The sequence below is a fragment of the Dyella sp. AD56 genome, from assembly GCF_002878475.1.
Lineage (GTDB): Bacteria > Pseudomonadota > Gammaproteobacteria > Xanthomonadales > Rhodanobacteraceae > Dyella.
Map to the genome: position 1 here is coordinate 172,965 of NZ_NRDP01000007.1, position 25,410 is coordinate 198,374.

The 25,410-nt window shown below is 59.9% G+C and carries 23 protein-coding genes; 14 read left to right on the plus strand and 9 right to left on the minus strand.

The annotated features are described in order from the left end of the window. Window positions 1-8: 8 nt before the first annotated feature. The gene (locus tag DyAD56_RS06905; protein ID WP_102302163.1) at window positions 9-557 is read left to right on the plus strand and encodes a DinB family protein; all 549 of its coding nucleotides are present in this window, start codon (window positions 9-11) and stop codon (window positions 555-557) included. A gap of 61 nt (window positions 558-618) precedes the next feature. On the opposite strand, the gene DyAD56_RS06910 is transcribed toward DyAD56_RS06905, so the two are convergent. Together DyAD56_RS06910 and DyAD56_RS06915 are read right to left on the minus strand one after the other, a co-directional pair. After that, on the minus strand, window positions 619-1,251 hold the full coding sequence (locus DyAD56_RS06910) for an HAD hydrolase-like protein (protein WP_102302010.1): 633 nt from the start codon (window positions 1,249-1,251) through the stop codon (window positions 619-621). Then, entirely contained in the window at window positions 1,251-2,429 is a 1,179-nt protein-coding gene (locus tag DyAD56_RS06915) for a phosphoglycerate kinase (RefSeq protein ID WP_102302011.1), read from the minus strand. The genes DyAD56_RS06910 and DyAD56_RS06915 overlap by 1 nt, the downstream gene beginning before the upstream one ends. A gap of 137 nt (window positions 2,430-2,566) precedes the next feature. On the opposite strand from DyAD56_RS06915, the gene maiA reads away from it, so the two are divergent. Both maiA and DyAD56_RS06925 read left to right on the plus strand, forming a co-directional pair. After that, window positions 2,567-3,235, plus strand: a complete 669-nt coding sequence (gene maiA / locus DyAD56_RS06920) for a maleylacetoacetate isomerase (protein WP_102302012.1) — start codon at window positions 2,567-2,569, stop codon at window positions 3,233-3,235. Window positions 3,236-3,239: 4 nt separating this feature from the next. Then, window positions 3,240-3,620, plus strand: coding sequence for a 2OG-Fe(II) oxygenase (locus tag DyAD56_RS06925; RefSeq protein WP_199178907.1), 381 nt, complete (start codon window positions 3,240-3,242; stop codon window positions 3,618-3,620). A 9-nt stretch (window positions 3,621-3,629) separates the two neighbouring features. On the opposite strand, the gene DyAD56_RS06930 is transcribed toward DyAD56_RS06925, so the two are convergent. Then, window positions 3,630-4,745, minus strand: a complete 1,116-nt coding sequence (locus DyAD56_RS06930) for a PilT/PilU family type 4a pilus ATPase (RefSeq protein WP_199178908.1) — start codon at window positions 4,743-4,745, stop codon at window positions 3,630-3,632. A gap of 81 nt (window positions 4,746-4,826) precedes the next feature. On the opposite strand from DyAD56_RS06930, the gene DyAD56_RS06935 reads away from it, so the two are divergent. The 5 genes from DyAD56_RS06935 (at window position 4,827) to glmS (ending at window position 10,178) form a co-directional block, all read left to right on the plus strand. After that, window positions 4,827-5,423, plus strand: a complete 597-nt coding sequence (locus DyAD56_RS06935) for a DUF4398 domain-containing protein (RefSeq protein WP_102302014.1) — start codon at window positions 4,827-4,829, stop codon at window positions 5,421-5,423. A 20-nt stretch (window positions 5,424-5,443) separates the two neighbouring features. Continuing rightward, on the plus strand, window positions 5,444-6,037 hold the full coding sequence (locus DyAD56_RS06940) for a hypothetical protein (protein WP_102302165.1): 594 nt from the start codon (window positions 5,444-5,446) through the stop codon (window positions 6,035-6,037). A gap of 408 nt (window positions 6,038-6,445) precedes the next feature. Continuing rightward, a complete protein-coding gene (locus tag DyAD56_RS06945; RefSeq protein WP_102302015.1) occupies window positions 6,446-6,673 on the plus strand; it encodes a YdcH family protein in 228 nt (75 codons plus the stop codon). Window positions 6,674-6,830: 157 nt separating this feature from the next. Further along, entirely contained in the window at window positions 6,831-8,201 is a 1,371-nt protein-coding gene (locus tag DyAD56_RS06950; protein ID WP_102302016.1) for a pyridoxal-phosphate dependent enzyme, read from the plus strand. A 147-nt stretch (window positions 8,202-8,348) separates the two neighbouring features. Then, window positions 8,349-10,178, plus strand: coding sequence for a glutamine--fructose-6-phosphate transaminase (isomerizing) (gene glmS / locus DyAD56_RS06955; protein WP_102302017.1), 1,830 nt, complete (start codon window positions 8,349-8,351; stop codon window positions 10,176-10,178). Between the two features lie 10 nt (window positions 10,179-10,188). Here glmS and DyAD56_RS06960 read toward each other — a convergent pair whose 3' ends face one another. The 6 genes from DyAD56_RS06960 to rfbB all read right to left on the minus strand — a co-directional run bounded on the left by DyAD56_RS06960 (window position 10,189) and on the right by rfbB (window position 16,925). Continuing rightward, window positions 10,189-11,853 (minus strand): Wzt carbohydrate-binding domain-containing protein, encoded by a 1,665-nt coding sequence (locus DyAD56_RS06960; protein ID WP_102302018.1) that lies wholly within the window; start codon window positions 11,851-11,853, stop codon window positions 10,189-10,191. Between the two features lie 234 nt (window positions 11,854-12,087). Next, on the minus strand, window positions 12,088-13,500 hold the full coding sequence (locus DyAD56_RS06965) for a mannose-1-phosphate guanylyltransferase/mannose-6-phosphate isomerase (protein WP_102302019.1): 1,413 nt from the start codon (window positions 13,498-13,500) through the stop codon (window positions 12,088-12,090). Between the two features lie 2 nt (window positions 13,501-13,502). Next, entirely contained in the window at window positions 13,503-14,441 is a 939-nt protein-coding gene (gene rfbD / locus DyAD56_RS06970; protein WP_102302020.1) for a dTDP-4-dehydrorhamnose reductase, read from the minus strand. Further along, a complete protein-coding gene (gene rfbC / locus DyAD56_RS06975) occupies window positions 14,438-14,995 on the minus strand; it encodes a dTDP-4-dehydrorhamnose 3,5-epimerase (RefSeq protein WP_102302021.1) in 558 nt (185 codons plus the stop codon). Before rfbC ends, rfbD begins: the two co-directional genes overlap by 4 nt. After that, window positions 14,992-15,879, minus strand: a complete 888-nt coding sequence (rfbA, locus tag DyAD56_RS06980) for a glucose-1-phosphate thymidylyltransferase RfbA (protein ID WP_102302022.1) — start codon at window positions 15,877-15,879, stop codon at window positions 14,992-14,994. The genes rfbC and rfbA overlap by 4 nt, the downstream gene beginning before the upstream one ends. Continuing rightward, window positions 15,876-16,925, minus strand: coding sequence for a dTDP-glucose 4,6-dehydratase (gene rfbB, locus DyAD56_RS06985; protein ID WP_102302023.1), 1,050 nt, complete (start codon window positions 16,923-16,925; stop codon window positions 15,876-15,878). Before rfbB ends, rfbA begins: the two co-directional genes overlap by 4 nt. A gap of 287 nt (window positions 16,926-17,212) precedes the next feature. Here rfbB and DyAD56_RS06990 point away from each other — a divergent pair, with 287 nt between their 5' ends. From DyAD56_RS06990 to DyAD56_RS07015, 6 genes are all read left to right on the plus strand, one after another. After that, window positions 17,213-18,382, plus strand: a complete 1,170-nt coding sequence (locus tag DyAD56_RS06990; protein WP_102302024.1) for a cystathionine gamma-synthase — start codon at window positions 17,213-17,215, stop codon at window positions 18,380-18,382. Window positions 18,383-18,407: 25 nt separating this feature from the next. Beyond that, the gene (locus DyAD56_RS06995) at window positions 18,408-19,199 is read left to right on the plus strand and encodes an ABC transporter permease (RefSeq protein WP_102302025.1); all 792 of its coding nucleotides are present in this window, start codon (window positions 18,408-18,410) and stop codon (window positions 19,197-19,199) included. Further along, on the plus strand, window positions 19,196-20,455 hold the full coding sequence (locus DyAD56_RS07000; RefSeq protein WP_304529232.1) for an ABC transporter ATP-binding protein: 1,260 nt from the start codon (window positions 19,196-19,198) through the stop codon (window positions 20,453-20,455). Before DyAD56_RS06995 ends, DyAD56_RS07000 begins: the two co-directional genes overlap by 4 nt. A gap of 32 nt (window positions 20,456-20,487) precedes the next feature. Then, the gene (locus tag DyAD56_RS07005; RefSeq protein ID WP_102302026.1) at window positions 20,488-21,945 is read left to right on the plus strand and encodes a glycosyltransferase family 1 protein; all 1,458 of its coding nucleotides are present in this window, start codon (window positions 20,488-20,490) and stop codon (window positions 21,943-21,945) included. Then, window positions 21,942-23,774: a methyltransferase domain-containing protein gene (locus DyAD56_RS07010; RefSeq protein WP_102302027.1), complete on the plus strand. Its 1,833-nt coding sequence runs from the start codon at window positions 21,942-21,944 to the stop codon at window positions 23,772-23,774. Before DyAD56_RS07005 ends, DyAD56_RS07010 begins: the two co-directional genes overlap by 4 nt. A gap of 133 nt (window positions 23,775-23,907) precedes the next feature. Beyond that, window positions 23,908-24,936, plus strand: coding sequence for a glycosyltransferase family 4 protein (locus DyAD56_RS07015; RefSeq protein WP_102302167.1), 1,029 nt, complete (start codon window positions 23,908-23,910; stop codon window positions 24,934-24,936). The last annotated feature ends 474 nt before the right edge of the window (window positions 24,937-25,410 follow it).

Genomic DNA, 25,410 nt, shown 5'->3' on the forward strand with positions numbered 1-25,410 from the left:
TTCGAACCATGACGATCACTACTCCATTGCGACGCGACCACGTACAGCAAATGGCTGCCTACAACCGTTGGATGAACGACAAGGTCTACACGGCTGCGTCGACACTTTCGCAGACGGAAGTCATGGCGGAGCGTGGCGCATTCTTCGGTTCGATTCATGGAACACTGAGCCATATTGCCGTGGCTGACATGATCTGGCTGCAGCGTTTTGCCGATCACCCGGCACGCTATGCGGCGCTCGATAAAGTGCGAGGGCTGCCAATCCAGCGTGACCTGGCTGCGCAGCCGTTTGGCGATCTCGCTGCGCTTACCGAGCGTCGGCGTTTTCTCGACGATGTGATTGAGGCCTGGGCGGAGGCGGTGACTGAGGATGACCTGGACCACGCGCTGGAATACGTGAACACCCGCGGCGAAACATTCCGCAAGCCGTACTTCTTCGTGGTCATGCATTTCTTCAATCACCAGACGCATCATCGCGGGCAGGTGACGACACTATTGGCGCAAGCAGGCGTCGATGTAGGAGTGACGGACCTATCGGCGCTTATCGCCAGCGTTTGAGCCCATTACGATAGGTACGCTTCTGCAGGGGCGCGCTTGTACGCCCCTGCAGCGATCGAACTTACGCGGCGAGCAACTCGGCGAGATGCTCCGGATCGCGCGCCAGCGCATACGCTCCGGCCTTCTCCAGCTCCGCTTGGCTGCCGAAACCCCAGAGCACGCCGATGCCCTGCACGCGATTGGCGACGGCGCCATCAATGTCGAAATGGCGATCACCGATCATCACCGTCTGCTCTGGCGACGCGCTGAAATCAGCAAGCGCGGCGGCGATCATCGATGCCTTCTCGCTATGTGGGCTGGACGGGTCCGGTCCATACAGGCGGTTGAACGCACCACCGAAAGGCAAGTGCTCGATGATTGGGCGTGCATGCCGCTCGGGTTTGCTGGTGACCACGGCCAGCGTATGACCGGCCGACTGCAGTCGGTCGATCATCGCGTCGATACCTGGGTACACCGTGTGCTCGCGCCAGCCGATGGCATGGAAGCGCTGGTGGTAGTACTCCACCGCCAGCTCGATGCGGTCGTGATCGTGATCCAGCAGCGGCGCAAAGCTATGCCGCAGCGGTGGGCCGATCCAGTGGCGCATCTCGGCCGGATGTTCCACGCCCAGCTGTGTCAGCGCGTGGCGGACGCAGCCCAGGATGCCGATCTCCGAATCGATCAGCGTGCCGTCAAGGTCGAACAGGCAGAGCATTACTTGGCTGCTCGTGCCTTGAGGGCGGTCACGGCCGGCAGTTCCTTACCTTCCAGGAATTCAAGGAAGGCACCGCCACCGGTCGAGATGTACGAGACGTCCTTCTCGATACCGTACTTGTCGACCGCGGCGAGCGTGTCGCCACCACCGGCAATGGAGAAGGCCGAGGAGGCTGCGATAGCACGGGCCAAAGTCTCGGTGCCGTGACCGAAGGCGTCGAATTCGAACACGCCCACCGGGCCGTTCCACACGACCGTGCCGGCCTTGGCGATCATTTCAGCGTAGCGCTTCGCCGTCTCGGGGCCGATGTCCAGGATCATCTCGCCTTCCTTCACCTGGTCCACCGGCTTCACCGTGGCGGGCGCGTGGGCGGAGAACTCCGGTGCCACGACCACGTCGACCGGCAGCGGCACATCGCCGTTGCGGCGCTTGGCGTCGGCAATGACTTTCTTGGCGGCAGGGATGAGGTCCGGCTCGTACAGCGAATTGCCGACCTGGTAACCCATGGCAGCGATGAAGGTGTTGGCGATGCCGCCGCCCACGATCAACTGGTCGACTTTGCCGATCAGGTTCTCGAGCAGGGTGAGCTTGGTGGAGACCTTGGAGCCTGCCACGATCGCCAGCAGCGGGCGGGCAGGGTGCTCCAGCGCCTTGCCCAACGCATCCAACTCGCCGGACAGCAACGGGCCGGCCGCGGCGATCGGGGCGTACTTGATCACGCCGTGCGTGGAGGCCTGCGCGCGATGTGCCGTGCCGAAGGCGTCCATGACGAACACGTCGCACAGCGCGGCGTACTTCTTCGAGAGCGCTTCGTCGTCTTTGCCTTCGCCCACGTTCATGCGGCAATTCTCCAGCACCACCACCTCGCCGTCGGAGACGTCGACGCCGTCGAGATAGTCGGCCACCAGGCGAACCGGCTGGCCCAGCTTGTCGCTCATCCACTTGGCGACCGGCGCCAGTGAGGATTCGGCGTCGAACTGGCCTTCCTTCGGACGGCCCAGATGCGACAGCACCATGACTTTGGCGCCGGCGTCGCGGGCAGCCTTGATCGTCGGCAGGGCAGCGTCGAGGCGCTGGGTGGAGGTGATGTGGCCGTTCTCGATCGGCACGTTCAGGTCTTCGCGGATAAGCACGCGCTTGCCGCGCAGATCAAGATCGCTCATACGGGTAACGGACACGGCGGAACTCCTGGCTTGGATTCATGGATGCGGACGCCTGTAGGCGCGAATCGCGTATTGTCCCGCCCGGTCCCCGGCGATGCAAACCACGCGGCAGGTATCCTGGGCAGCTGATATTTCCCTATGAGGATATGGGCATGAGCCAGGATCTGGTGTTGTACGGCTACTGGCGCTCCAGCGCTGCCTATCGGGTGCGCATCGCGTTGAACCTAAAAGGCCTGTCGTACGAGTCGAAGGCGGTGCATCTGGTGAACCAGGGCGGCGAGCAGCACCTGCCCGATTTCCAGGCACTGAACCCGCAGGAGCTAGTGCCCTGCCTGGTCGATAACGGGCGGGTATTTACCCAGTCCATGGCGATCATGGAGTACCTGGACGAAACGCATCCGTCGCCGTCGCTGCTGCCGGCCGACCCGGCTGGGAGGGCGAGGGTACGTGCGTTGGCTCAGATCATCGGCTGCGATGTGCATCCGCTTGGCAACCTCCGTGTGCTTCAGCGTTTGGCAGCCCAGTTCGGCGCGGACGACGCGGCCAAGGGCGCGTGGTCGCGACACTGGATCGGGCAGGGCCTGCAGGCGATGGAGGCGATGCTGGCAGGCAACGTGGCCACGGGTCGGTTCTGCCATGGCGACGCGCCCAGCATGGCGGACGCCTGCCTGGTGCCGCAGGTCTATAACGCGGTGCGCTGGAAGCTGCCGCTGGATGAGTATCCGACTATCCAACGCATCCACGAGACCTGTCAGTCGCTGGAGGCCTTCCAGCATGCTGCGCCCGAGGCGCAGCCGGATGCACCTCCCGCGCAGGGCTAAGCGCGTGGCATCGTTCTGGAAGCAGATCTGGCGCTGGCAGCGAGGGCGGCAGGGCAGCGGTTACGACAAACTGCTGCTCGGCGGCACGTTATGGCCGCTTCCCTGTGACTGCTATCTGCTGAAGTTTCCGCAGGGATCGTCAGTGCCGCCTCACACCGATCGCGTTGCACAGGGTCGGCACTATCGGTTGAATATCATCGTCTGGCCGGCTCGCCGAGGTGGCGAATTCGTCTGTGCCCGGCCGATCCATGCGAGCCGGCGCATCAAGCTGTTTCGACCCGATCTGGAAGAGCACAGTGTGACCCGGATCGAACAAGGCTCGCGTTGGGTGCTCAGTTTCGGCTGGGTGCGAGGCGCGCGGGGCGGCACGCGCCCCGCGGCCTGACGGCCGGACTCAGAAGCCCAGGCCGTAGGGGTCGTTGCCGACCAGTTCGGTGCTTTCGGTGTTGCCGCTGTCGGACAGGCGAATCTTGAGCGCCAGCCCATCGCGGGAGTCGGCCTTGTTGAGTGCCTCGTCCAGCTCGATGCGGCCTTCCTTGTACAGGCGGTACAGCGACTGGTCGAAGGTCTGCATGCCTTCCTGCAGGCTGCGGTCCATCGCTTCCTTGACGTCGTGCACCTGGCCGCGACGGATCATGTCGCGGATCAGTGGCGTGTTGAGCAGCACTTCCGTCGCCGGCAGGCGGCGGCCGTCCTTGCCGACCACGAGACGCTGGCTGATCACCGCACGTAAATTGAGCGCGAGGTTCATCAACACGTTCTTGTGGGCCGATTCCGGGAAGAAGTTGAGGATTCGCTCCAACGTCTGGTCAGCGTTGTTCGAATGCAGCGTGGCAAGGCAGAGATGGCCGGTTTCGGAGAATGAAATGGCCGCTTCCATTGTGTCGGTGTCGCGGATCTCGCCAATCATGATCACGTCAGGCGCCTCGCGCATCGCGTTGCGCAGGGCTTCGTGATAGCTGTGCGTATCCAGGCCGACTTCGCGCTGGTTGACGATCGACTTCTTGTGGCGGTGCAGGTATTCGATCGGGTCCTCGATGGTGAGGATGTGGCCCGAGGAGTTCTGGTTGCGGTGATCGATCATTGCGGCCAGCGTGGTCGACTTGCCCGAGCCGGTGGCGCCCACCACCAGGATCAGGCCGCGCGGTTCCATGATGAGTTCGCGGAAAATGGTCGGCAGCTGCAACTGATCGATGCTGGGAATTTCACTCTTGATGGCACGGATGACCATGCCCACTTCGCCGCGCTGCTTGAACACGTTGATGCGGAAGCGTCCAGCTTCCTTCACGGCGAGCGCCATGTTCAACTCCAGGTCGCGCTCGAACTGGGGTACCTGGCCCTCGTCCATCAGCGAGTAGGCAATTTTCTTGACCATGCCACTAGGCAGGCCGGTATTGCCCAACGGGTAAAGCTTGCCCTCGACCTTAATGTTCACAGGGGCGCCCGTCGTCAGGAACATATCCGACGCGCCCTTGTCTACCATTAGCTTGAGGAAATAACCGATGTCCACTCGAATCCCCTGTTCGTGCGCATTGCTAAAAGCGATTATGCCCGCCCACAATACGCTGCGACACTCCGAGAGGACTGAGTGATGGTGCACATCTTTTTCCCGCCGAAGGCGCGATCCCAGATCGCCCGGCTGGCGGTTTCGACCCTGACGTTGGCCATGGTGCTGGCGCTGGCTGGCTGCGCCTCCGCGCCGCCGCCGGACGGAATCATGAACCAGGCGCAGATGCAACTGCAGGCGGCGCGCGATGCCGACGCCCAGGTGTATGACCCGATTGACCTCGGGAACGCCCAGGACAAATTCATGCAGGCCCAGAACGCCATGGCCAAGCGTGACTACGACGTGGCCGCCCAGCTGGCTGACGAAGCCCGGGCGAGCGCCGAGCTGGCACGTGCCAAGGCCCGCCTGGGGGCGGCCCGCGCCCAGATCCAGAGCAAGACGGCCGCCAACCAGCAACTGCGCGACCAGATCGACCAGTCACTGGCCGACCAGCAACAGCAGGACCAAAGCCAGTCGAGCAGCCTGCCGCCGCAGCAGCAGACCCAGGACATGCCGGCTCCGCCGAGCTCGTCGCTGGGCGAGCCCATCCCGCAGGGGCAGGGCTTTCAGACCTATCCGCAGAACCCGAACCCCGACCAGCCGGCGCCTCCGTCGAGCACTGACCAAGGAGGCCACCTGTGAAACTGACCTTCCGTCTTTCGATGCTGCTGGTGGCCGTGGCTGCCGCAGGTGCCGCCCATGCCTCCTCCAAGGACGACATGGACGTGGCCCGCCTGAACAACAGCCTCAGCCAGCTTTCCGGCGATCCGTCGCTTGGCATGTATGCCCAGGCCGAGCAGGCGCGTGCCCACGACGCCGTGAATCAGCTTTCCCAGGCCCGTTCACGCGATCGCGCGCATGCGTTGTACATCGCCGAGCGGCGGGTCGACCTTGCGCGTGCTACGGCCCAATGGCAGGACGCGCAGCAGCAGATCGCCAAGCTCGACCGCGAGCACGACCAGATCCAACTCGACGGCAGCCGCCGCGAGACGGAGATGGCGCGCCGTGAGCTCGAGCGCCAGCGCCTACAGTACCAGGCTGCCCAGGAAGATTCCGCCCGCCAGATTGCTGCTGGTGCCGAAGCTGCTGCCCAGGCCCAGGCCCAGGCCGATCAAGCCAAAAAGCTGGCGGCAGCGCAGGCCAAGGTGGCCAATGCCGCCAAGAAGCAGGCCGACCTGGCCGCGCAGGCCGCCCGAGCCATGCGACAGCAGATGCAGGGAGACAGTTCGTCGACCAGCAAGGATCAGGGTAAATAACCCACATCCGGTTCAGACTAAGAAAAGGCCGACGATATGTGCGTCGGCCTTTCGTTTGTCTGGAAGTTGAGTGAGACCGCTGACCTGGATGCTGGCTCTGTTCAAATTTCGCGACGCTCGTGTTTGCATCGCGCAAAAGACTGTTTTGACAATCTTTTTTCAGAAAGTTCCGTCAAGTCGCACGGTCAATATGACGCTTGCATGACCCCGAAACGGGGAGTAGGGTCAAATTCCCAGGGGGCATTTTCGCTCCTTGGGTTACCGACCTGAATCATGCGCTCATCCTTCTCCTCCATTCGTTCTCCATGGCCCGGTCACACGGCATGGATCGGGGGTGCTTGCGCCTGATTCAACGTCAGCAGGTGCCCCTCCCAGGTACCTGCCGTTCTCTCCAGAGGAGGTTCGATCATGTTTGAAAACCAGCAGCGTGATGATGTCGAAGCTTTGATGAAGGCGGACGCCGAGTTTCGTCGGCTCTACCAGCACCATAAGGAACTCGACAGCAAGGTGCACGACGCCGAGATCGGCGTGCTTCCCATCGACGACATGACGTTGTCAGGCATGAAGAAGGAGAAGCTCCACGCGAAGGAGCGACTCCAGCGCATGTGGGACACCCGAGCGCACCGCATCAACTGAATCTGCGACGTTTTCGCATGAACGCGGCCCCGGCGCCTTACGGCTTCCGGGGCCGCGTTGTTTCAGATGTTTGCGAAAGGGCATCGCGTGGCTCGGGTATCATCAGCGTCCCAAGCGGTCGCCAAGACGCGGCCGGAGCCTAAAGTAAGGAGTTCCTATGTCGGTCCACCAGAGTGTCCTCGAACTGATCGGACGTACCCCGATGGTACGCGCGCAGCGCCTGGACGTTGGACCGTGCGAACTCTTCCTGAAGTTGGAGAGCGCCAACCCGGGCGGCTCCGTCAAGGACCGTATTGGTCTGTCGATGATCGAAGGCGCCGAAAAGGCCGGCAAGATCCGCCCGGGCGACACCTTGGTCGAAGGCACTGCAGGCAATACGGGCCTCGGGCTGGCGCTGGTGGCGCAACAGAAGGGCTACCGCCTGATCCTGGTCGTGCCCGACAAGATGAGCCGCGAGAAGATCTTCAACCTCAAGGCCATGGGCGCCGAGGTGGTGCTGACTCGTTCGGACGTGGCCAAAGGCCATCCGGAGTACTACCAGGACATGGCCGAGCGCATCGCGCGTGAAACGCCGGGTGCCTACTTCATCAACCAGTTCGGCAACCCGGATAACCCGGCGGCGCACATTGCCACCACGGGCCCGGAAATCCTCGAGCAGTTGGACGGCAAAGTCGACGCCATCGTGGTCGGCTGCGGTTCGTCCGGCACGCTCAGCGGCCTATCCAAATTCTTCGCCGAGCACTCGCCCGATACCGAGTTCGTGCTGGCCGACCCAGTCGGCTCCATCCTCACCCAGTACATCAACGAGGGCACGCTCTCGACCAAGTCGGCGAGCTGGATGGTGGAAGGCATTGGGGAGGATTTCCTGCCGACCATCAGCGACTTCACTCGCGTGAAGAAGGCTTATGCGATACCCGACAAGGAGAGCTTCCTGGTCGCTCGTGAGCTGCTGGCGAAGGAGGGCATTCTTGGTGGCTCCTCGACCGGCACGCTATTGGCCGCTGCGTTGCGCTATTGCCGCGAACAGACGACCCCCAAGCGCGTGGTGACGCTGGTCTGCGACACGGGCAACAAGTACCTGTCGAAGATGTACAACGACTATTGGATGCTCGACAACGGCTTCATCGAGCGCGAACAGCACGGTGACCTGCGCGACCTTCTGCTACGTCCGTTCGCTCAGCGCGACACCGTAGTCATCGGGCCAAACGAGCTGTTGATGACCGCCTATACGCGTATGAAGCTGTACGACGTATCCCAGTTGCCGGTCATGGACGGGAGCCGCTTGGTCGGTATCCTGGATGAATCCGATGTGCTCATGCACGTGCATGCGGACGAAAGCCGGTTCCGGGACTCGGTCGCCACGGCCATGATCACCAACCTGCAGATGCTGGATGTGCGTTCGCCTATTGAATCTCTGTTGCCCGTGTTCGACCGGGGGCATGTGGCCATTGTGGTGGATGGCGACCAGTTCCTGGGTCTGATCACCCGGATCGATCTGCTGAACTATCTACGTCGCAAGGTGCATTGAAGCCCGGTCGATGGGGCGTTCAGCATGGACGGGGGACCATCAGGCCTCCCGATCCACGGTCGTGAAAGTTTGTTGAAATCGGTTGTCGACAAAGTCGCGATCTCGCGACCGTCCGTGTGCCGCGCCTGTTTCAAGGAGTAACAACTCATGTGTGGAATCGTTGCCGCCGCCGCCCAGCGTGACGTGGCCCCCCTGCTCATCGCCGGCCTGAAGGCCCTGGAATACCGCGGCTACGATTCGGCGGGTCTCGCCGTTCTCGATGGTGGCGAGATCCACCGCGTCCGTGCCAAGGGCAAGGTGCGTGAAATGGAAGGCCTCTATCTGGCCCACCCGTTCCCTGGCGGTACCGGTATCGCCCACACACGCTGGGCCACGCATGGCGTGCCCAACACGGTCAACGCCCACCCACATGTTCAGGGCAGTGTCGCGCTGGTGCACAACGGCATCATCGAAAACTACGCCTCGCTGCGTGGCGAACTCGAAGCACGGGGTCATGTCTTCACCTCGGAAACCGACACCGAGGTCATGGCGGCACTGATCAGTGAGCGCGTGTCTTCGGGCAAGTCGCTACTTGATGCCGTGTCTTCTGTGGTGCACGAACTGGAAGGCGCTTATGCCATCGCCGTGGTTAGCGAAAATGAGCCGGGCCGTGTAGTCGGCGCGCGTCGCGGTGCGCCGTTGTTGGTAGGCGTGGGCATCGGCGAAAACTTCCTGGGTTCGGATGCTCAGGCGCTCATCCAGGTCACCAACAAGATCATCTATCTGGAAGAGCATGACGTTGTCGAAATCACCCGCGACAACGTGCAGGTTTATGGGCGGGATGGCCAACCGGTCGTTCGCTCCGTGCACGAAAGTGAGCTCTCCAGCGATGCCGTCGAGCGTGGCGAGTATCGCCACTACATGCAGAAGGAAATCTTCGAGCAGCCGCGTGCCGTCGCCGATACGCTGGAGGCGCGCATCGGTCCGAACGGCGTGCTGCCCAATATCTTCGGTGTGGGTGGCGACGAGCTGCTGAGCCAGGTGAAGGGCCTGCATATTATTGCTTGTGGCACCAGCTACCATGCCGGCCTCGTGGCCAAGTACTGGATCGAGGAATACGCCCGGCTTCCGGTGAATGTGGAAGTGGCCAGCGAATACCGCTACCGCGAGGCCGTGGTGCCTGACGGCACTCTGTTCGTTGCCATTTCGCAATCCGGTGAAACGGCGGATACCCTGGCTGCCATGCGTGAATCGCGTCGTCGTGGTTACCTCGGTACGCTGGCGATCTGCAATGTGCCCGAATCGTCAGTGGTTCGCGAGGCCGATCTCAAACTGATGACGCGTGCTGGCCCGGAAATCGGCGTCGCATCCACCAAGGCTTTCACCACGCAGCTCGCGGCGTTGGGTCTGCTGTCGCTTCAGCTAGCGCACCATCGTGGCCTTGATGCCGCGCGTTATGCGGATCTGACCGCGCAGCTGCAGCGCATGCCGGTGATGATTGAGAAAGCCCTAGAGTTAGAGCCCCGGATCATCGAGCTCGCCGAGCACCTGATCCATCGACAGCATGCGCTGTTCCTCGGCCGTGGCGTGCAGTACCCGGTGGCGATGGAAGGAGCGCTCAAGCTCAAGGAGATCTCCTACATTCACGCCGAGGCCTACGCGGCCGGCGAACTCAAGCACGGTCCCCTGGCGCTGGTCGATGAAGACATGCCGGTGATTGCCGTGGCGCCGAATGGCCCGCTGCTCGACAAGCTCAAGTCCAACTTGCAAGAAGTGCGCGCACGCGGCGGCGAGCTGCTGGTCTTCGCCGATGGCGAAGCGAGCATGGATGGCAACGCATCACGTGGCGTCACTCTTCGCATGGATGGCGGCGGCGATTTCATCGCTCCCGCCGTGTTCACCGTGCCGATGCAATTGCTTGCCTATCACGTGGCCGTGCTACGCGGCACCGACGTGGATCAGCCTCGCAATCTGGCGAAGTCGGTAACGGTGGAGTAGGGATGCCTCATCACGACACGGTGAGAGGCATGGCACGGCCGTTGTCTCCGCCCGTGTCAATAAACCAGGCTACGTGTTCCTGCACGAGTGAAGCTATTAGCTGGAATTTGCCGGCTTGGTCGGGGGTTCGTACCTGCATGTAAGTGACCAGGCTGCTTCCGGGTTGAACGTCGCAGGCAAGCTCTGATCGGAGGCCGTCTGCCACGATGATGGTGCCATCGGGTGCAAGCCATCGGTACGAGAGGTGTGTGGGGTAGCGACCACCGTGTGGCCAAGCTTCCGCGCCGTTATTGGTTACCTTTACCTGCAGCAGGAGGTCCGAGCCACGGGGGACCATGTCTACGCGCGACATGATATTCAGGGTCGATCGAAAATCCGTTAGGGTCTTGCTGGTGTTACCGAATGTGCGTAGGGGGGCGTGCTCACCTACTGCACACTTGCGGGTGCATTCGGAGCCGGCTTCGACGTTTTCGACATTCAGGTCTACGTCCATCATCACCTGCCCTTCGAAGTGATGTGTCGCGTAGGCCGGAACCGAGAAACTCGCGACGTCGTGACGCCAGTGGAAACAGCCGTCGTAGTGCGACGAGGTGGGGGTTAGTGCAGCGTCCAGCTGAAACGTGCCTGGGCCCAGTCGATTCAGCAAATTGAAGCTGATCACGTAGCGACCCGGTGATACTGCATAGGTTTCACCTAGCAGCAAGGAGTTTGTTCCAAAGACAAGAGAGCCACGCTCGTTCTTGATGGCAATTCCTACATTGACGTCGTCCAATTTCTCGTGCACCGATATATGAAGAGCGACAGTCATCGGTTCCCCGGTCATAACTTGGCCAGGACCTGACGCCCGCCCGATTACTTCCACGCCGCAAATCTCGCAGCGTAAGTCGCCGAAGTCCCTCTTTTGACTGGGTGCTGCGGACGGTATGGGCGGAGAGACCGGCTCCGGTTCACCCTGGGGGACACGGTTCGCGGACGAGATGAAAGAGCGACGGTCTCGCCGAAAACGCGATCGCGCATACTCGTAGAGCTCTATTTCTGGCTCGACGAGCTGTCGGATAGCGCGGCGCTGGGCTTCGGTAAGCGTGTCTTGATCAATGCGACGAGATGTAACGTTGATCCGCCGAACAGCGCTTGGTGTCCGATGGAATGTGGCGTTGAGCATGCTGCAAAAGTCGTCCATCTCCGACTGGATACCGACAAGGCTGAATCCGTCGATAGCATTCTTGGCTGCGGCGAGCTTTTCCTCAGTGGTCAACCGGGTTTGTGCGTCCGTACCCAATGGATAGAGCATTTCCGTCTGAACCAAGACAGAGTCATTGGATAATTGGGCCAAATGGGCGATATGTTCGTCGAGGCTGCGCACGCGTCTACCAACCTCAATCGGCTGATTGTCCACGTCATATTGATGGTAGAAGTACTCGGACAGGAAACGGTCCACCGGATCACGCAATACGGACAGTGCCATCCGATCGTGCGGAATCGTATCGCCGTGTCTGGCAATGAAGTGCCCACTTATAACGGGTCTGTCCTCCCACTGAAGGAGTGCTTCGCTCAGCATGATGGCTTGCTGCGGAGGCGTCACTGCTTGTTCGCCGAACTGGTCGACAAAAAAGCGCCACAGCGCCGTGCCCCCGGTCTTGGGCAGATGGAGATGAAGTAGCTTGATCGGTTCCATCAATATTCCGGTTTCTTACGCACGACATCGTGCATGGCGTTGCAGGGACACCCGATACGCTGCCGGCAGCGTCATCTTCCTGTAATGATATAGCCAGTTTCGCGCAAGGAATGCTGAATGGGTAGCGATAATTGAGGGTCGGTCGATTTCACGCGCAGCAGGTGCCATGGTGAGAAACGTCCAAAAAAAAACCGCGCTGACGCGCGGTTTCATTTGTGTTGCTAAAAAGTGGCTTTATGAGCGCCCGTAGACGTCCTCTAGGCGGACGATATCGTCCTCGCCAAGATAACTACCTGATTGGACTTCGATTAATTCCAGAGCCACCTTGCCTGGGTTTCGCAGGCGGTGGACGCTTCCCAGTGGGATATACGTGCTCTGATTTTCGCCGAGCAGGAATATACGATCGTCACAGGTGACTTCAGCGGTTCCGGAGACCACGATCCAGTGTTCGGCGCGGTGATGATGCTTTTGTAGGCTCAACGCCGCCCCAGGCTTGACCACAATGCGCTTGACCTGAAAACGGTCCCCCGATTCGATTGAGTCGTAACTGCCCCAAGGGCGCCGCACGATGCGATGCAGCGAGTGCTCGCTGCGGCCGGCAGCCTTCAGCTCGTCGACGACACGTTTAACGTCCTGAGCGGCGTCACGGTGAGCTACCAGGGTGGCGTCGGGTGTAGTCACAACGATGAGGTCGTCGACCCCAACCGTCGCCAAGAGGTGGCGATCGTGCGAGCGGAGTAGCGAATTTCGCGTATTGACCGCAATCGTGTCACCTTCGCGCAGGTTGCCCTGTCCGTCGCGCACGCCGGCCAGCCACAGGGCGGACCATGAGCCGATATCGCTCCAGTCGCAAGCCACGGGTATGACAGCGGCGCGGCTGGTCTTTTCCATGACGGCATAGTCAATTGAATCATCGGGCACTTTCGAGAATGCCTCGCGATCAATGCGCACGAAGTCCAGGTCCGTGTTGGCGGATGCATAGGCGGCCCTGACAGCCTCCAGCATGTGAGGATTGTGCTGGCCTAGCTCTTCGAGATAACGGGATGCCTTGAACAAGAACATTCCGGAATTCCAGTCGTAACCGCCGTCGGCGAGATAGGCCTCGGCGGTTGCAAGCGCTGGTTTCTCGACAAATTGTGCTACCTGGAATGCGTTCTCGCCAATCTGGCCGGCGCGGCTGATGTAACCAAAGCCTGTCTCCGCCCGGCTCGGCCGGATACCGAAGGTCACCAGCCAGCCATCCTCTGCGGAGGGCAGTGCGGCCTTTACTCCTGCGGTGAAATTGTCCGCGTCTCCGATGAGGTGGTCGGCAGGCAATACCAGAATGATGGCGTCCCGATCTTGCTCCAGGGCTTGCAGGGCGCCTAAGGCAATGGCTGGGGCCGTGTTCCGTGCGACGGGTTCAAGCATGATCGTCGAGCCGGTGATGCCCGATTCCAACAACTGCTCAGCGGCCAGAAACCGATGGTCTTCACTGGCGACGATAATGGGTGAGGTCACATCCGGAAGAAGGCGGGTACGCTCGACCGTTTGTTGGAACAAAGTGCCTTGGCCGGTTAGCGACAGGAACTGCTTCGGCAAATTCTTGCGCGAGACGGGCCAAAGCCGTGTGCCGCTGCCGCCGCTGAGAATAAGAGGGATCAACATGTCTAGTTTTGTCCGTTTAGCGCGATTTCCCTAAGGACTGGTTCCAGGTCGTCCTGCCAGGGAGGGAGTGTAAAGGCGAATTGTCGCTGAAAGTCTCGATTATCGAGCACAGAATAAGCTGGCCGGCGAGCCGTTGCTGGAAAGTCTTTCGTGGATACGGCCTCCAGTAGCGGGGTGCGCGCGAGTATCCCCTGGTTGTGGGCGAGCTCGAAAATGGCCGTTGCGTAGTCAAACCATGTCGTTTCACCGCTGGAGACCAAGTGATACGTGCCCTCCATGGCGGCTCGAACCGCCGGGGCCGCACTCAGCCATTGCTGTAGTGCAGCAAGAGTGCCTGCCACGATGAGGCGCGTATTGGTTGGAGCCCCGCGTTGGTCCGATACGATGCGGAGCACTTCCCTTTCAGCACCAAGCTTGAGCATGGTGCGCAAGAAATTGTTCCCATGGGCTGAGTACACCCAGCCTGTTCGGAACAGGAGGTGGTGTGACCCACTTCGCCGCAGGCGTTCCTCGCCGTCGAGCTTGCTCCGTCCATAGGCATTGATGGGGGCAGTGACGCTGTCCGGCGAGATTGGTCTGGATGCCTTCCCGTCAAAGACGTAGTCAGTTGAGTAATGCACGACAAGTGCATCGTGGTGCTTAGCCCAATCCGCTATGGCACCCACAGCCTCGCCATTGACCTGGGTTGCAAGTGCTTCATTGTTTTCCGCTTTGTCCACGGCGGTATACGCCGCTGCATTGATGATGATCTCGGGCCGGATGTCATCCAAACCTCTTTTAAGTGACTCCGGCTCAGCCAGGTCGATGCGTATCGCCGGCGAGCCATCGATGCCCCGGCCATCCCGGCTCGCCATGGTCAACGAGCCGAGTGCGGACAGGCCATTAGTACGGAAGAACTCCTGTCCCAATTGACCATTGGCGCCTAACAAAAGAATCCTCACGCGTTGAACTCTGGCAAAGCGTGTTGCGGAATATCCGCTAATAGCGGCGCGCGCCCGTCCTTGTCTGAAAGCAGGGGATCGGTCACTGGCCAGTCTATGCCGAGCGTGGCGTCATTCCAGCGTACGGCGCGATCATGTGAGGGCTCGTAAAGTGCCGTGCATTGGTAAGTGAAGGTGGCTGTCTCGGACAGTACGCAGAAACCGTGCGCGAAGCCCTCAGGTATCCAGAAGTGGCGGTGGTTGTCACCCGTAAGAAGTGCTGCCGCCCAGTGCCCGAACGTAGGTGATTGACGTCGTATATCGACTGCGACGTCGTATACCTCCCCGGAAAGCACACTTACAAGCTTCCCCTGCGGGTTGGGCCACTGATAGTGCAGGCCGCGCAAAACGCCACGCGATGACGACGAAACATTGGACTGCACGAAGTTGGTACTCAAGCCCGCCGCCCGGAACTTCGCTTCGTGGTAGCTCTCATAGAAAAAGCCGCGGGCGTCGCCTAACACCTTCGGTTCGATGATTAGCGCTCCGCGTAGCGATGTTTCGATGACCTTCATCGCGCCGCCCCTTGTTCGCACAATCGGCTCAGATATTGGCCGTAGCCCGTCTTGATGAGCGGTGCAGCCAGACGCTGCAGCTGCTCGTTGTCGATCCAGCCATTCATGAATGCAATTTCTTCAGGGCAGCAAACTTTCAGGCCTTGACGTTTTTCGATGGTCTCAATGTAATTACCCGCCTCCATGAGCGACTCATGCGTGCCTGTATCCAGCCATGCGTAGCCACGGCCGAGCTGCTCCATGCGGAGCTTGCCTTCGGTAAGGTAACGTTTGTTGAGGTCAGTGATTTCCAGTTCGCCACGTGCCGAAGGCTTTAGTGAGGCGGCATAGTCGCAGGCGTTAGAGTCGTAGAAGTAGAGGCCGGTTACTGCATAGTGCGATTTAGGGTTGGTTGGCTTCTCTTCCAGACCAATCACGTTGCCTCGCCCGTCGAACTCCGCCACGCCGTAACGCTCAGGATCCGTGACCCAGTAGCCGAACACCGTGGCGCCGTCTGCTTGTGCCGACGCGCGCGTGATGCGCTCGGTTAGACCCTCGCCGTAGAAGATGTTGTCGCCAAGGACTAGGCAGCTCGGACTTCCGTCGATGAATTGACGCCCTATGAGGAACGCTTGCGCCAGACCATCGGGCGAGGGCTGCATCGCATAGCTGATATTGATCCCCCATTGCGAACCGTCGCCCAGCAAACGTTCAAATAGCATCTGCTCGTGCGGGGTATTGATGATCAGTATGTCGCGAATGCCACCGAGCATAAGTGTGGCGAGTGGGTAATAAATCATCGGCTTGTCGTAGACAGGCAGGAGTTGCTTGCTTACAGCCTGAGTGACAGGGTAGAGGCGCGTCCCTGAGCCACCGGCGAGGATGATGCCTTTGCGTTTGCTCATGTGCCCAGTCGCTCCATACGGTAACTGCCATCGAGTACCCGTCCTACCCATTGCTGATTTTTCAAGTACCAGGCGACTGTGGCGGATAGGCCCGATTCGAAAGTTTTGGACGGACTCCAGCCAAGCTCGCGCTGAAGCTTGCCAGCGTCAATGGCGTATCTCCGGTCATGGCCTGGGCGATCCTTCACGAAAGTGATAAGCGACTCGTGGGACTCTCCCGTTCGACGAGGGCGATGCTGGTCGAGCAGTGCGCAAATGCTCCTCACCACCGTAACGTTCTCACGCTCTGCATCCCCGCCTATGTTGTAGGTTTCGCCCACACGACCCTGCTTCAGTACCGTGCTGATGGCTTGGCAATGATCGTCCACGAACAGCCAGTCCCGCACATTCATTCCATCGCCATAGACAGGCAGGGGTTCTTCCGATAGCGCCTTTTGAATGACCAGCGGGATCAATTTCTCGGGAAATTGATAGGGCCCGTAATTGTTGGAGCAGTTTGTGGTTAGCGTTGGCAAGCCATAGGTATGGTGAAACGCACGGACAAGATGATCCGACGCCGCCTTGGACGCCGAATAGGGCGAATTGGGTGCGTAAGGCGTACTTTCGGTGAACTTTCCTTCAAGTCCCAGCGAACCATAGACTTCGTCGGTGGACACGTGGAGAAAGCGAAAGCTGCTGCGCTGAGGTGTTCCCTGCTCGCGCCAGTAGTCGCGAGCAGCTTCTAGTAGTGCGAGCGTTCCGACAACGTTGGTTTGGACAAATGCAGCGGGTCCGTCGATTGAGCGATCAACGTGCGATTCCGCCGCGAAATTCACTATGGCATCGGGTCGGTGGCTGCGCAGGATGTTGTCGACCAGATTCCTGTCGCCGATATCGCCCTGCACAAATGTGTGGCGCTCGTTTCGATCGAGCTGGGCCAGCGTGTCTCTGTTGCCGGCGTAGGTCAGCTTGTCGAGGTTGATGATACGCAGTCCCGTCGAAACGGCATTCAGTACGAAGTTGGCGCCAATGAAGCCGGCACCTCCGGTTACCAGCAGCGTTTGCATGGATCAGGTCCGCTCGAGGATCGAAGGGACCAATTGTGCCATTTACGGGGTATCAATCGACTCGCAGCGGGGCGCGGTCAGTCCCGCTTTCTAATGTTTGCTAAATCAGTATTCAGCTATGACGAAGGGCGACGCTTGGCTGAGGGTGCCTGGGAAAAGGCTTCTTTTTGTCCAGTAGACACGGTATTAGGCCATTTGGTTGGGGCCGCAGACCTCGAAAACTTATGCTGATAAGATGGCATATTTCCTCAATGGGCCTACATGGGCCGACCGGGCACTTGCACCTTATGACGAAGATCGTTGGAAAGAGCCTCGACTTGGGGACCCGGGCCATTCATGCGGGGCAGCATCCTGACCCCAGCACTGGGGCCATCATGACGCCCATTTATGCCACGTCCACCTATGTGCAGGAGAGTCCGGGGCGGCACTTGGGTTATGAGTACTCGCGTACTCAGAACCCCACGCGTGGCGCTTACGAGGCCTGTGTCGCCGACCTGGAAGGAGGGGTTGCGGGCTTCGCATTTGCTTCTGGCATGGCGGCGACCGCCACGGTGCTGGAGCTGCTGGATAGCGGTGACCATGTGATCGCCATGGATGATCTGTACGGCGGCAGTCTCCGACTGTTCGAGCGAGTACGCCGACGCAGCGCGGGTTTGCAGTTCGACTACGTGGATCTGTCCCATCCGGAGCGATTCGAATCCGCCATCAAGCCAAACACGCGCATGGTTTGGATCGAAACACCGACCAATCCGATGCTCAAGATTGTCGACATTGCGGCCATCGTTGAAGTGGCGCGTCGGCACGACATTCTGGTTGTCGTGGACAATACGTTTGCGTCGCCGATGCTGCAGCGACCGCTTGAACTAGGCGCGCAGTTGGTCATCCATTCGGCGACCAAGTATCTCAACGGTCACTCGGACATGGTTGGCGGCATGGCGGTGGCAGGTGACGCTGCGCTGGCTGAGCGACTGGCATTTCTCCAGAACTCGGCGGGTGCAGTGCAAGGCCCGTTTGACAGCTTTCTGGCGCTGCGGGGCTTGAAAACGCTGCATTTGCGCATGAAGGCGCACTGCGAGAACGCGATGGAGTTGGCTCAATGGCTGGAGCATCACCAGGCCGTCGAGCGAGTGCTTTATCCGGGGCTCAAATCACATCCGCAGCATGCGCTGGCGATGAGCCAGATGTCAGGTGGCGGCGGTATCGTTTCCATACTGGTCAAGGGTGGCTTTGAGGGTGCACGCGCACTGTGCGAGAACACGAAGTTGTTCTCGCTTGCCGAGTCGCTTGGTGGCGTGGAAAGCCTTGTGAATCACCCGGCCCGCATGACACATGCTTCCGTGCCTGCGGAGCGCCGCGTGGCGTTGGGTATCGTGGACGGTCTAGTGCGTCTAAGTGTCGGCGTTGAGAACGTTAGTGATCTTCGAGCCGATCTTGATCGTGCGTTGTCGATCGTCTGATCGCTAGATACCAGCAGGAAACGTCATGTCGCAATTGCTAAGTGCCGCTTGGAAATATCGGGGATTCGTGAAATCTTCGGTTGCCAACGACTTCAAGGCCAGGCTCAAGCGGAGTCGCTTAGGGACGGCCTGGGTGGTACTGCAGCCGCTCGCGCAAGTGTTCATTTACGCCACGATTTTGTCCAACGTGCTCGCGGCCAAACTTCAGGGTGTGAATAACAAGTATGCGTATGCCGCGTATCTGGTTGCCGGCTCAGCATGCTGGTCATTGTTCGTGGAAATCGTGCAGCGCTGCCTCACTGTTTTTATCGACTTTACTTCGCTGCTCAAGAAAATCCAGTTTCCCCGTATCACACTACCGATGATCATCGTGGGTACCGCCTCGGTGAACAATCTAGCGCTGATTGTGGTTGCGTTGCTCATCTTGCCTATCCTGGGGTTTTACCCAACCTGGAATTTGTTGTGGCTCCCAGTGCTGATGTTTCTTACTGTTGCGTTGGCAACGGGGTTTGGATTGCTCCTGGGGACGCTCAACGTTTTTATGCGCGATGTCGGGCAAATCATCCCGATCGTTCTGCAGTTCTGGTTCTGGCTCACGCCGATCGTCTATCCGGTGACAATTATTCCAGAGACCCTGCGCAAGTTTTTGGTGCTGAATCCAGTAATCCCGCTAGTGGTCGGTTACCAAAACGTGCTCGTCTACGGCAAGGCTCCCCCAGCCGGTCTCGGTTGGGTGACTCTGACGGCTTGCGTGTTCCTGGCGATTTCGGCGCTGTTGTTCCGTCGTGCCTCAGCTGAAATGGTGGATGTGCTGTGAGCCTGCCAGCGCTTGTCGTTGAAAATGTGGGCAAGGCCTATGTGGAGTACAGCTCGGAGTTGCGGCGTGTCGCCCGTTGGTTCGGCGCGTCCACGAAGCCGAAACACGAACATTGGGTTATTCGCGACATTTCCTTCCGCGTAGAGCGCGGGGATTCCGTGGGCATCATCGGACAGAACGGTGCCGGCAAGAGCACTCTGTTAAAGATGATCACTGGAACCACTCGACCGACGGAAGGGCAAATTGCCTTGCACGGTCGAGTGTCGGCATTGCTCGAACTGGGGCTGGGCTTCAATCCGGAGCTGACCGGTCGTGAAAACGCCATCTATTCCGCTGGGCTCATGGGGCTGTCGCGGAACCAGATTGAAGAGCTGATTCCCTCGATCGAGTCTTTCGCCGAGATCGGCGAGTATTTCGATCAGCCTATGCGTACCTACTCCAGCGGTATGCAGATGCGTGTCGCATTCAGTGTTGCAACGGTCGTGCGGCCGGAGATTCTCATTGTCGACGAGGCGTTGTCTGTCGGTGACGCTTATTTCGTCCACAAGTGCTTCAAGCGGATTCGCGAATTTCGCGAGGCAGGAACGACACTCTTAATTGTTTCGCACGATGCGAGTGCCATCCAGACGCTTTGCGATCGCGCTATTCTTATCGATAGCGGCCGCCTGATGCTTGATGGTGACCCGCAACAGGTTCTGGACTACTACAACGCACTGATCGCGGAAAAGGAAAACAGCACCGTTCGAACGACTCGGACCCTCCAGGGTTCCGTTGCCACCGAGTCGGGCACGGGCGAGGCTCAGTTTGAAAGTTTGCAGCTGATCGACGCAGACGGCGAGCCGGCGGAGTACATCACCGTCGGTCAGGCGGTGACCTTGCGGGCGCGTATTAGCATCGAAGCGCCCATTGAGCAGATGGTCTTCGGTTATATGATTCGAGATCGTCTAGGACAGCCGGTTTTCGGAACCAACACACATCATACGGACCAGATCTGCGAGGACTTGGTAGCGGGGGACATAGTGGAGGTTCGCGCCCAGTTTCCGGCAAATTTCGGCCCGGGCAGCTATTCCATATCGGTTGCCCTGACCGACGCGGATACGCATCTGGTGAAGAACTACCAATGGCGCGACCTTGCTATGGTGTTTACCGTGTCCAATGTGGCGCACCCCAAGTTCGTCGGTAGCGCCTGGGTGCCCCCGCATATTGAGGTGGTTCGTGCGTCGACGGGAAGCGCTGGCGCGCCCCCGTCGCACTGATGCTGCTGTTGTAGGCACTCCTGGAGCTCGGCATGAGTGTTGGTCAGGGCCGGAAAGATGCGCATCTGCTGCCGGATGATGAGCGGCGGCTGTGGCTTGCGCTGGTGGAACAATCATCCAGGACGGATGCACTTCAGGCGCAGCTGTCTGCGATGCAGAACAGTGCGAGCTGGCGCGTGACCGCGCCACTCAGGGCGCTGCGTGGCTTGTTGCGTCGAGACAAGTCTGTAACCCGCAAGATCACGGAGACAGTGACGCGCTCAGAGCTCTCGGGCGACGCCACGGTGCAGCTGCCCGTCTGGATGGCGGCACTGCTGCCGGCGCCTGAAGGTGATATCGGCCCCCGATGGCTTGTCGACGTTACCGAGCTGGCCACGGAGGACCTGGGCGCTGGCGTTGAACGGGTGACCCGTCGTCTGCTAGGAGAGTTGCTGTTGGCACCGCCGTCAGGCGTGCGGATACAGCCCGTGCGGTTGAGTCTAGCTGGCGAATATCTGTGCGCGAACCAGTTTCTGGCGAGGTTCGTGGGCGTACCGGACGGTTCGTTCGGTGTGGACACTTCGGCCTGTCCCCGCCTCGGCGACCACTTTATCGGGCTGGATTTCTGCCGTTCGTATGCCGAGCCATTCGCACGTGCGTTGAGTGGTATGCGGGACGCCGGTGTCCCGGTGAGCCTGCTTGTTCACGACATGTTGCCCATGACGCATCCCCAATGGTTTCCCGAGGGTGTTCCACGAGATTTCGAAGCGTGGTTGCGGACGTTGTCATTGCTCGCCGATCGTGCTTTGTGCAACTCGCATTGCACTGCACAAGAGCTCGCGAAGGTGTTGGCCCAGAAGGGACTGGTGACGCCGCAGCTGCGAAAGTTCGTCATCCCCTTGGGAGCGGATTTCCCGCCAGCGCCATGGGTGGGTGCATTGCCACCCAAGGACGGCTGCGGTGGCTGGCGGGTGCTTACCGTGGGTACCGTGGAGCCGCGCAAGGGCCACGCGCAGGCATTGGAAGCCTTCGAGGCCCTGTGGCGGGATGGCGCTCCGTTCCATTGGATTATTGCCGGAAAACCAGGCTGGAACGTTGAGCCACTGGTGGAGCGCCTGAGGCAACATCCCGAGCAAGGACGTCGCCTGCATTGGCTACAAGGCCCGGATGACAGGGTGTTGGCCAGCCTCTACCGTGAGTGTGACGTACTGCTGGCACCCTCCTTTGGCGAAGGCTATGGGTTGCCTGTGGCCGAAGCAGGGCATCTGGGCATGCCGCTTTTGCTGCGTGACCTGCCGATATTCAGAGAGGTGGCGGGCCAACGTGCTCATTACTTCTCGGGCGAAGATCCGCAAGTGCTCGCCAGGGCGCTGCTGGATTGGAGCAAGGGCACAACAACCAATGGGCATGAAGCCCTTAGGCAATGGGGGACTTGGGCGCAGTCTGCGGCCGAGTTGAAGAGGATCTGCGTCGCATCTCCGGAAGACGCAAGCATCAGGAATAAGACATGAACGATCAGAGCACCAGCAAGATTGACCAGTTGATGGCACACGTCCGCGAAGAAGTTGGCGGAACGGAAGCTGCGTCAGCGGCGGTGCCCGAACAGGCTGTGCCAGGAGCCTTGTCTCTGTCTGAGATCATGCGTCGTGTACGTGCAGAAGTGGCGCGTCGCCGTGGCGCTGGCGCGAATGCTTCAGATGACACGATTGACGATGGTCCGTTCCCGCGCTGGCGTCCAGTGGCGGGCCGACTTGCGGCTAAGCAGGCTTATGCACTGGGCGAGCTCCTGACGTTCTCTGATGTGGATTTCGTTCGGACGGTGTACCAGATCGTGTTACGCCGCAGCCCCGATAGCGAAGGCGAGCAGCACTATCTGCGACAAATGCGAAACGGTCATGCCTCTAAGGTCGAGGTCATAGGCGATCTGCGTTTCTCTGCCGAGGGGCGCGCTCGGGGTGTTCATGTCGACGGCCTCCTGATTCCGTATACCTTTGCTCGCTGGAAGCGCAAGCGCGTCATTGGGCCGGTTCTTCGGTGGGTCCATGCGTTCGTGAGGTTGGGTGCGCTCACGGACCGGCAGGCCGCTCAGATCGCGGTTCAGGCGCAAGAAACCCAGGCAGTCGGCGCGTCGTTGAACCGTGTGTCCGATGCACTGGTCCAGTGGCAAGAGGCGGTCTATCAGCAGATCGAATCGCATCCGTCTGCTGCCGCGTTCGAAGTATTGAGGAGCGATTTCGATACTTGCAGAAACGATCTGCGCAATGCGCTGAACGTCGCCCAGGCCGAATCCGCCCGCCATGTGCAAGAGGCCGTTGCCCAGGCGCTGGATACACTCAACCTCCTTCGCGTCAGGATGGAAGAGGCCGAGCAGGCGCAGCGCGACGTGAGCGCGCGCACGAATGATCTGGCTGACCGGGTCATCACGACCGACGCAAAACTCGTTGCTCACGAGAAGGCGTCGCTTGTCGTGGATCAACGCGTAGCCCATGTGGAGCGCGTGGTATCCGAGCGTGGCCAGGTTGTTTCCCCAAACAGTTTCGTCAGTGAATTGCGTTCACTTTCCGATCGCCTCCTGGATACCAAGGTTTCCATGGAAGCCCGTTTCGCGAAGCTGCAGGGCGTCGAGGCAGGCGATGCCGTGCCCGCATTGGGCAACCTGGATCTTGACCCGTTGTATGCCGCTTTCGAAGACCGCTTCCGCGGCGATCGCGTGCTGGTTCGTCGTCGTGCTGAGCCCTACCTCGATATCGTTCGTGAGGTTGGTGCGGGCACCATAGATGCACCGGTGCTGGACATCGGCTGCGGGCGCGGCGAGTGGCTCGAATTACTCCGCGATCATGGGCTGACCGCACGCGGTATTGATCTCAACCGTGTCTTCGCGGACATCTGCCGTGGCTATGGCTTGGATGTGATGGAGGGGGATGCCATCAAGATCCTTACCTCCCTGCAGGACAATTCCATCGGTGCGATTACGTCAATGCATCTGGTGGAGCATCTATCGTTCGAGCAGGTCATCGTGTTGCTTGACGAAGCTCGGCGCGTCCTGCGCCCTGGGGGCGTCATCGTCCTTGAAACCCCCAATCCGGAAAATCCGTCGGTCGGCTCACATACGTTCTACATGGACCCGACGCATCGCAATCCGCTGCCTCCGGAGGCGTTGCGCTGGATTGTCGAGGCTCGTGGCTTCCAATCGGCGCGCGTCGAGCGATTGATGGTTGCTCGCGAGCTGAATGCTCCTGGACTGGTGCCCGAAGATATGCCGGGTGCCAGCTCCATCAACGCCATGCTGGCTGCCTTGAACATAGCCCCTGACTACGCGATCGTTGCGACGAAGGCGTAATTTGGCGCTAGGTAATGGCGCGTCGGTCGGGTCCGGCATGTCCGCGAGGCGGCGCCTGTGCCATTTCAACGATCTGGAAGTAAGGCATCAAGTCGCGAGCAATGCGAAACCCATCTGGAAAAGGGATCTCGAAGTGAGCAAGAAGGTAGCGGTTCTCGCGACCGCATCTCCGTCTGGCGAAGCGGGTGGAGCGGAGCGATTTTATGAAGGTCTATGCAGCGCTCTTCGCGAGAAAGGGGTGGATGCATCGGTCGTGCCCGTCGTTGCCGACGAATCCAACTTCGAGTCCATTCTCCGCTCCTACTTGCGGTTCTATGAACTGGATCTATCGCAGTACGACGGTGTGATCTCCACCAAGGCGCCCGGTTACGTCGTCCGCCATCCCAATCATATCTGCTACCTGCAGCACACAATGCGTGTCTTCTACGACATGTTCGATGTCGAATTTCCCGCGGCGAGCAGAGAGCTCAAAGAGCAACGCAGGCGCATTCAGGAGCTAGACACAGCAGCGCTTTCATCGAGTCGAGTGCGAAAGCTGTTTGTCATCGGAGAGGAGGTAAGGCGTCGCCTTCAGCAGTACAACGGTCTTGACGCCGATGTGCTGTATCAGGCAACCAACATGAGTGGGTTCCGCGAAGGGCGCTTCGAGTACATCTTCATGCCAGGACGCTTGCATCGCTGGAAGCGTGTTGATTTGGTGATCCGCGCCATGAGGTACGTGAAGTCACCTGTCCAGTTATTGATTTCCGGTTCTGGGGAGGACCGTGAAGTGCTGGAGGAGCTTGCCAAGGGGGATGACCGCATCGTCTTCCTTGGGCGTATCAGCGACCAGCAGTTGCTGGATCACTACGCGAATGCTCTCGCTGTGCCCTTCGTGCCTTTCCGAGAGGATTTCGGCTTGGTGACGGTTGAGGCATTCCATAGTGCAAAGCCAGTCATTACCTGTACGGACTCGGGCGAACCCGCCAGGCTGGTGGAGGCGCATGCCGCGGGGATGGTTTGCGAACCGGATCCGGCTGCTGTCGGCGCCGCCATCGACAAGGTGTATTCGAGTCCGGATCTCGCCAAGGAGATGGGGCGGCGTGGACACGAGGCCACTAAGGCCATGAGTTGGGAGCTTACGGCCTCGCGGCTGCTTGAAGCATTGGCTCTAAGGGCCTAGCAGATCCTAGTATTGTCTCAATCACGTTTTTTTGATGGTGTAAAGTGCTGCTTCTCAACGCTATTTACACGCCGGGGAGACGTTTTGGCACTAAAATGGCTTTGTGAACAGGCGTTTGGGCCGGCGACTTGAACGATTCAGGCTTGTGGATGCGCTTGTGAATATCATTTCGATTTTGGGCCGCGGGTGACGGTGGCCTTTTCCGCTTTAGCGCTGGATGAGGGTACGTAATGCAGGTGTGCAAGGTTGTGGTTCTGGATATGCAGCCGATCACACCCGCCGTGGGTGGTGGTAGGCAGCGACTGTTGGGCCTCTATCACAATCTTGGCGATAACATCGAAGCCGTGTACGTCGGCACCTATGACTGGCCCGGCGAGCTAGCCAGGGATCACCGGCCCACGCCGAATCTTCGCGAGATTTGCATACCTCTGAGCGACGCTCACCATCGAGCCGCTCAGGATACGGCACGCCGCA

Coding starts and splice junctions, on each gene's coding strand:
- DyAD56_RS06905 (WP_102302163.1), top strand. CDS start 9: ATGACGATCACTACTCCATTGCGACGCGACCACGTACAGCAAATGGCT.
- DyAD56_RS06910 (WP_102302010.1), bottom strand. CDS start 1,251: ATGCTCTGCCTGTTCGACCTTGACGGCACGCTGATCGATTCGGAGATC.
- maiA (WP_102302012.1), top strand. CDS start 2,567: ATGAGCCAGGATCTGGTGTTGTACGGCTACTGGCGCTCCAGCGCTGCC.
- DyAD56_RS06935 (WP_102302014.1), top strand. CDS start 4,827: ATGGTGCACATCTTTTTCCCGCCGAAGGCGCGATCCCAGATCGCCCGG.
- DyAD56_RS06940 (WP_102302165.1), top strand. CDS start 5,444: ATGCTGCTGGTGGCCGTGGCTGCCGCAGGTGCCGCCCATGCCTCCTCC.
- DyAD56_RS06945 (WP_102302015.1), top strand. CDS start 6,446: ATGTTTGAAAACCAGCAGCGTGATGATGTCGAAGCTTTGATGAAGGCG.
- DyAD56_RS06950 (WP_102302016.1), top strand. CDS start 6,831: ATGTCGGTCCACCAGAGTGTCCTCGAACTGATCGGACGTACCCCGATG.
- glmS (WP_102302017.1), top strand. CDS start 8,349: ATGTGTGGAATCGTTGCCGCCGCCGCCCAGCGTGACGTGGCCCCCCTG.
- DyAD56_RS06960 (WP_102302018.1), bottom strand. CDS start 11,853: ATGGAACCGATCAAGCTACTTCATCTCCATCTGCCCAAGACCGGGGGC.
- DyAD56_RS06965 (WP_102302019.1), bottom strand. CDS start 13,500: ATGTTGATCCCTCTTATTCTCAGCGGCGGCAGCGGCACACGGCTTTGG.
- rfbC (WP_102302021.1), bottom strand. CDS start 14,995: ATGAAGGTCATCGAAACATCGCTACGCGGAGCGCTAATCATCGAACCG.
- rfbA (WP_102302022.1), bottom strand. CDS start 15,879: ATGAGCAAACGCAAAGGCATCATCCTCGCCGGTGGCTCAGGGACGCGC.
- rfbB (WP_102302023.1), bottom strand. CDS start 16,925: ATGCAAACGCTGCTGGTAACCGGAGGTGCCGGCTTCATTGGCGCCAAC.
- DyAD56_RS06990 (WP_102302024.1), top strand. CDS start 17,213: ATGACGAAGATCGTTGGAAAGAGCCTCGACTTGGGGACCCGGGCCATT.
- DyAD56_RS06995 (WP_102302025.1), top strand. CDS start 18,408: ATGTCGCAATTGCTAAGTGCCGCTTGGAAATATCGGGGATTCGTGAAA.
- DyAD56_RS07005 (WP_102302026.1), top strand. CDS start 20,488: ATGAGTGTTGGTCAGGGCCGGAAAGATGCGCATCTGCTGCCGGATGAT.
- DyAD56_RS07010 (WP_102302027.1), top strand. CDS start 21,942: ATGAACGATCAGAGCACCAGCAAGATTGACCAGTTGATGGCACACGTC.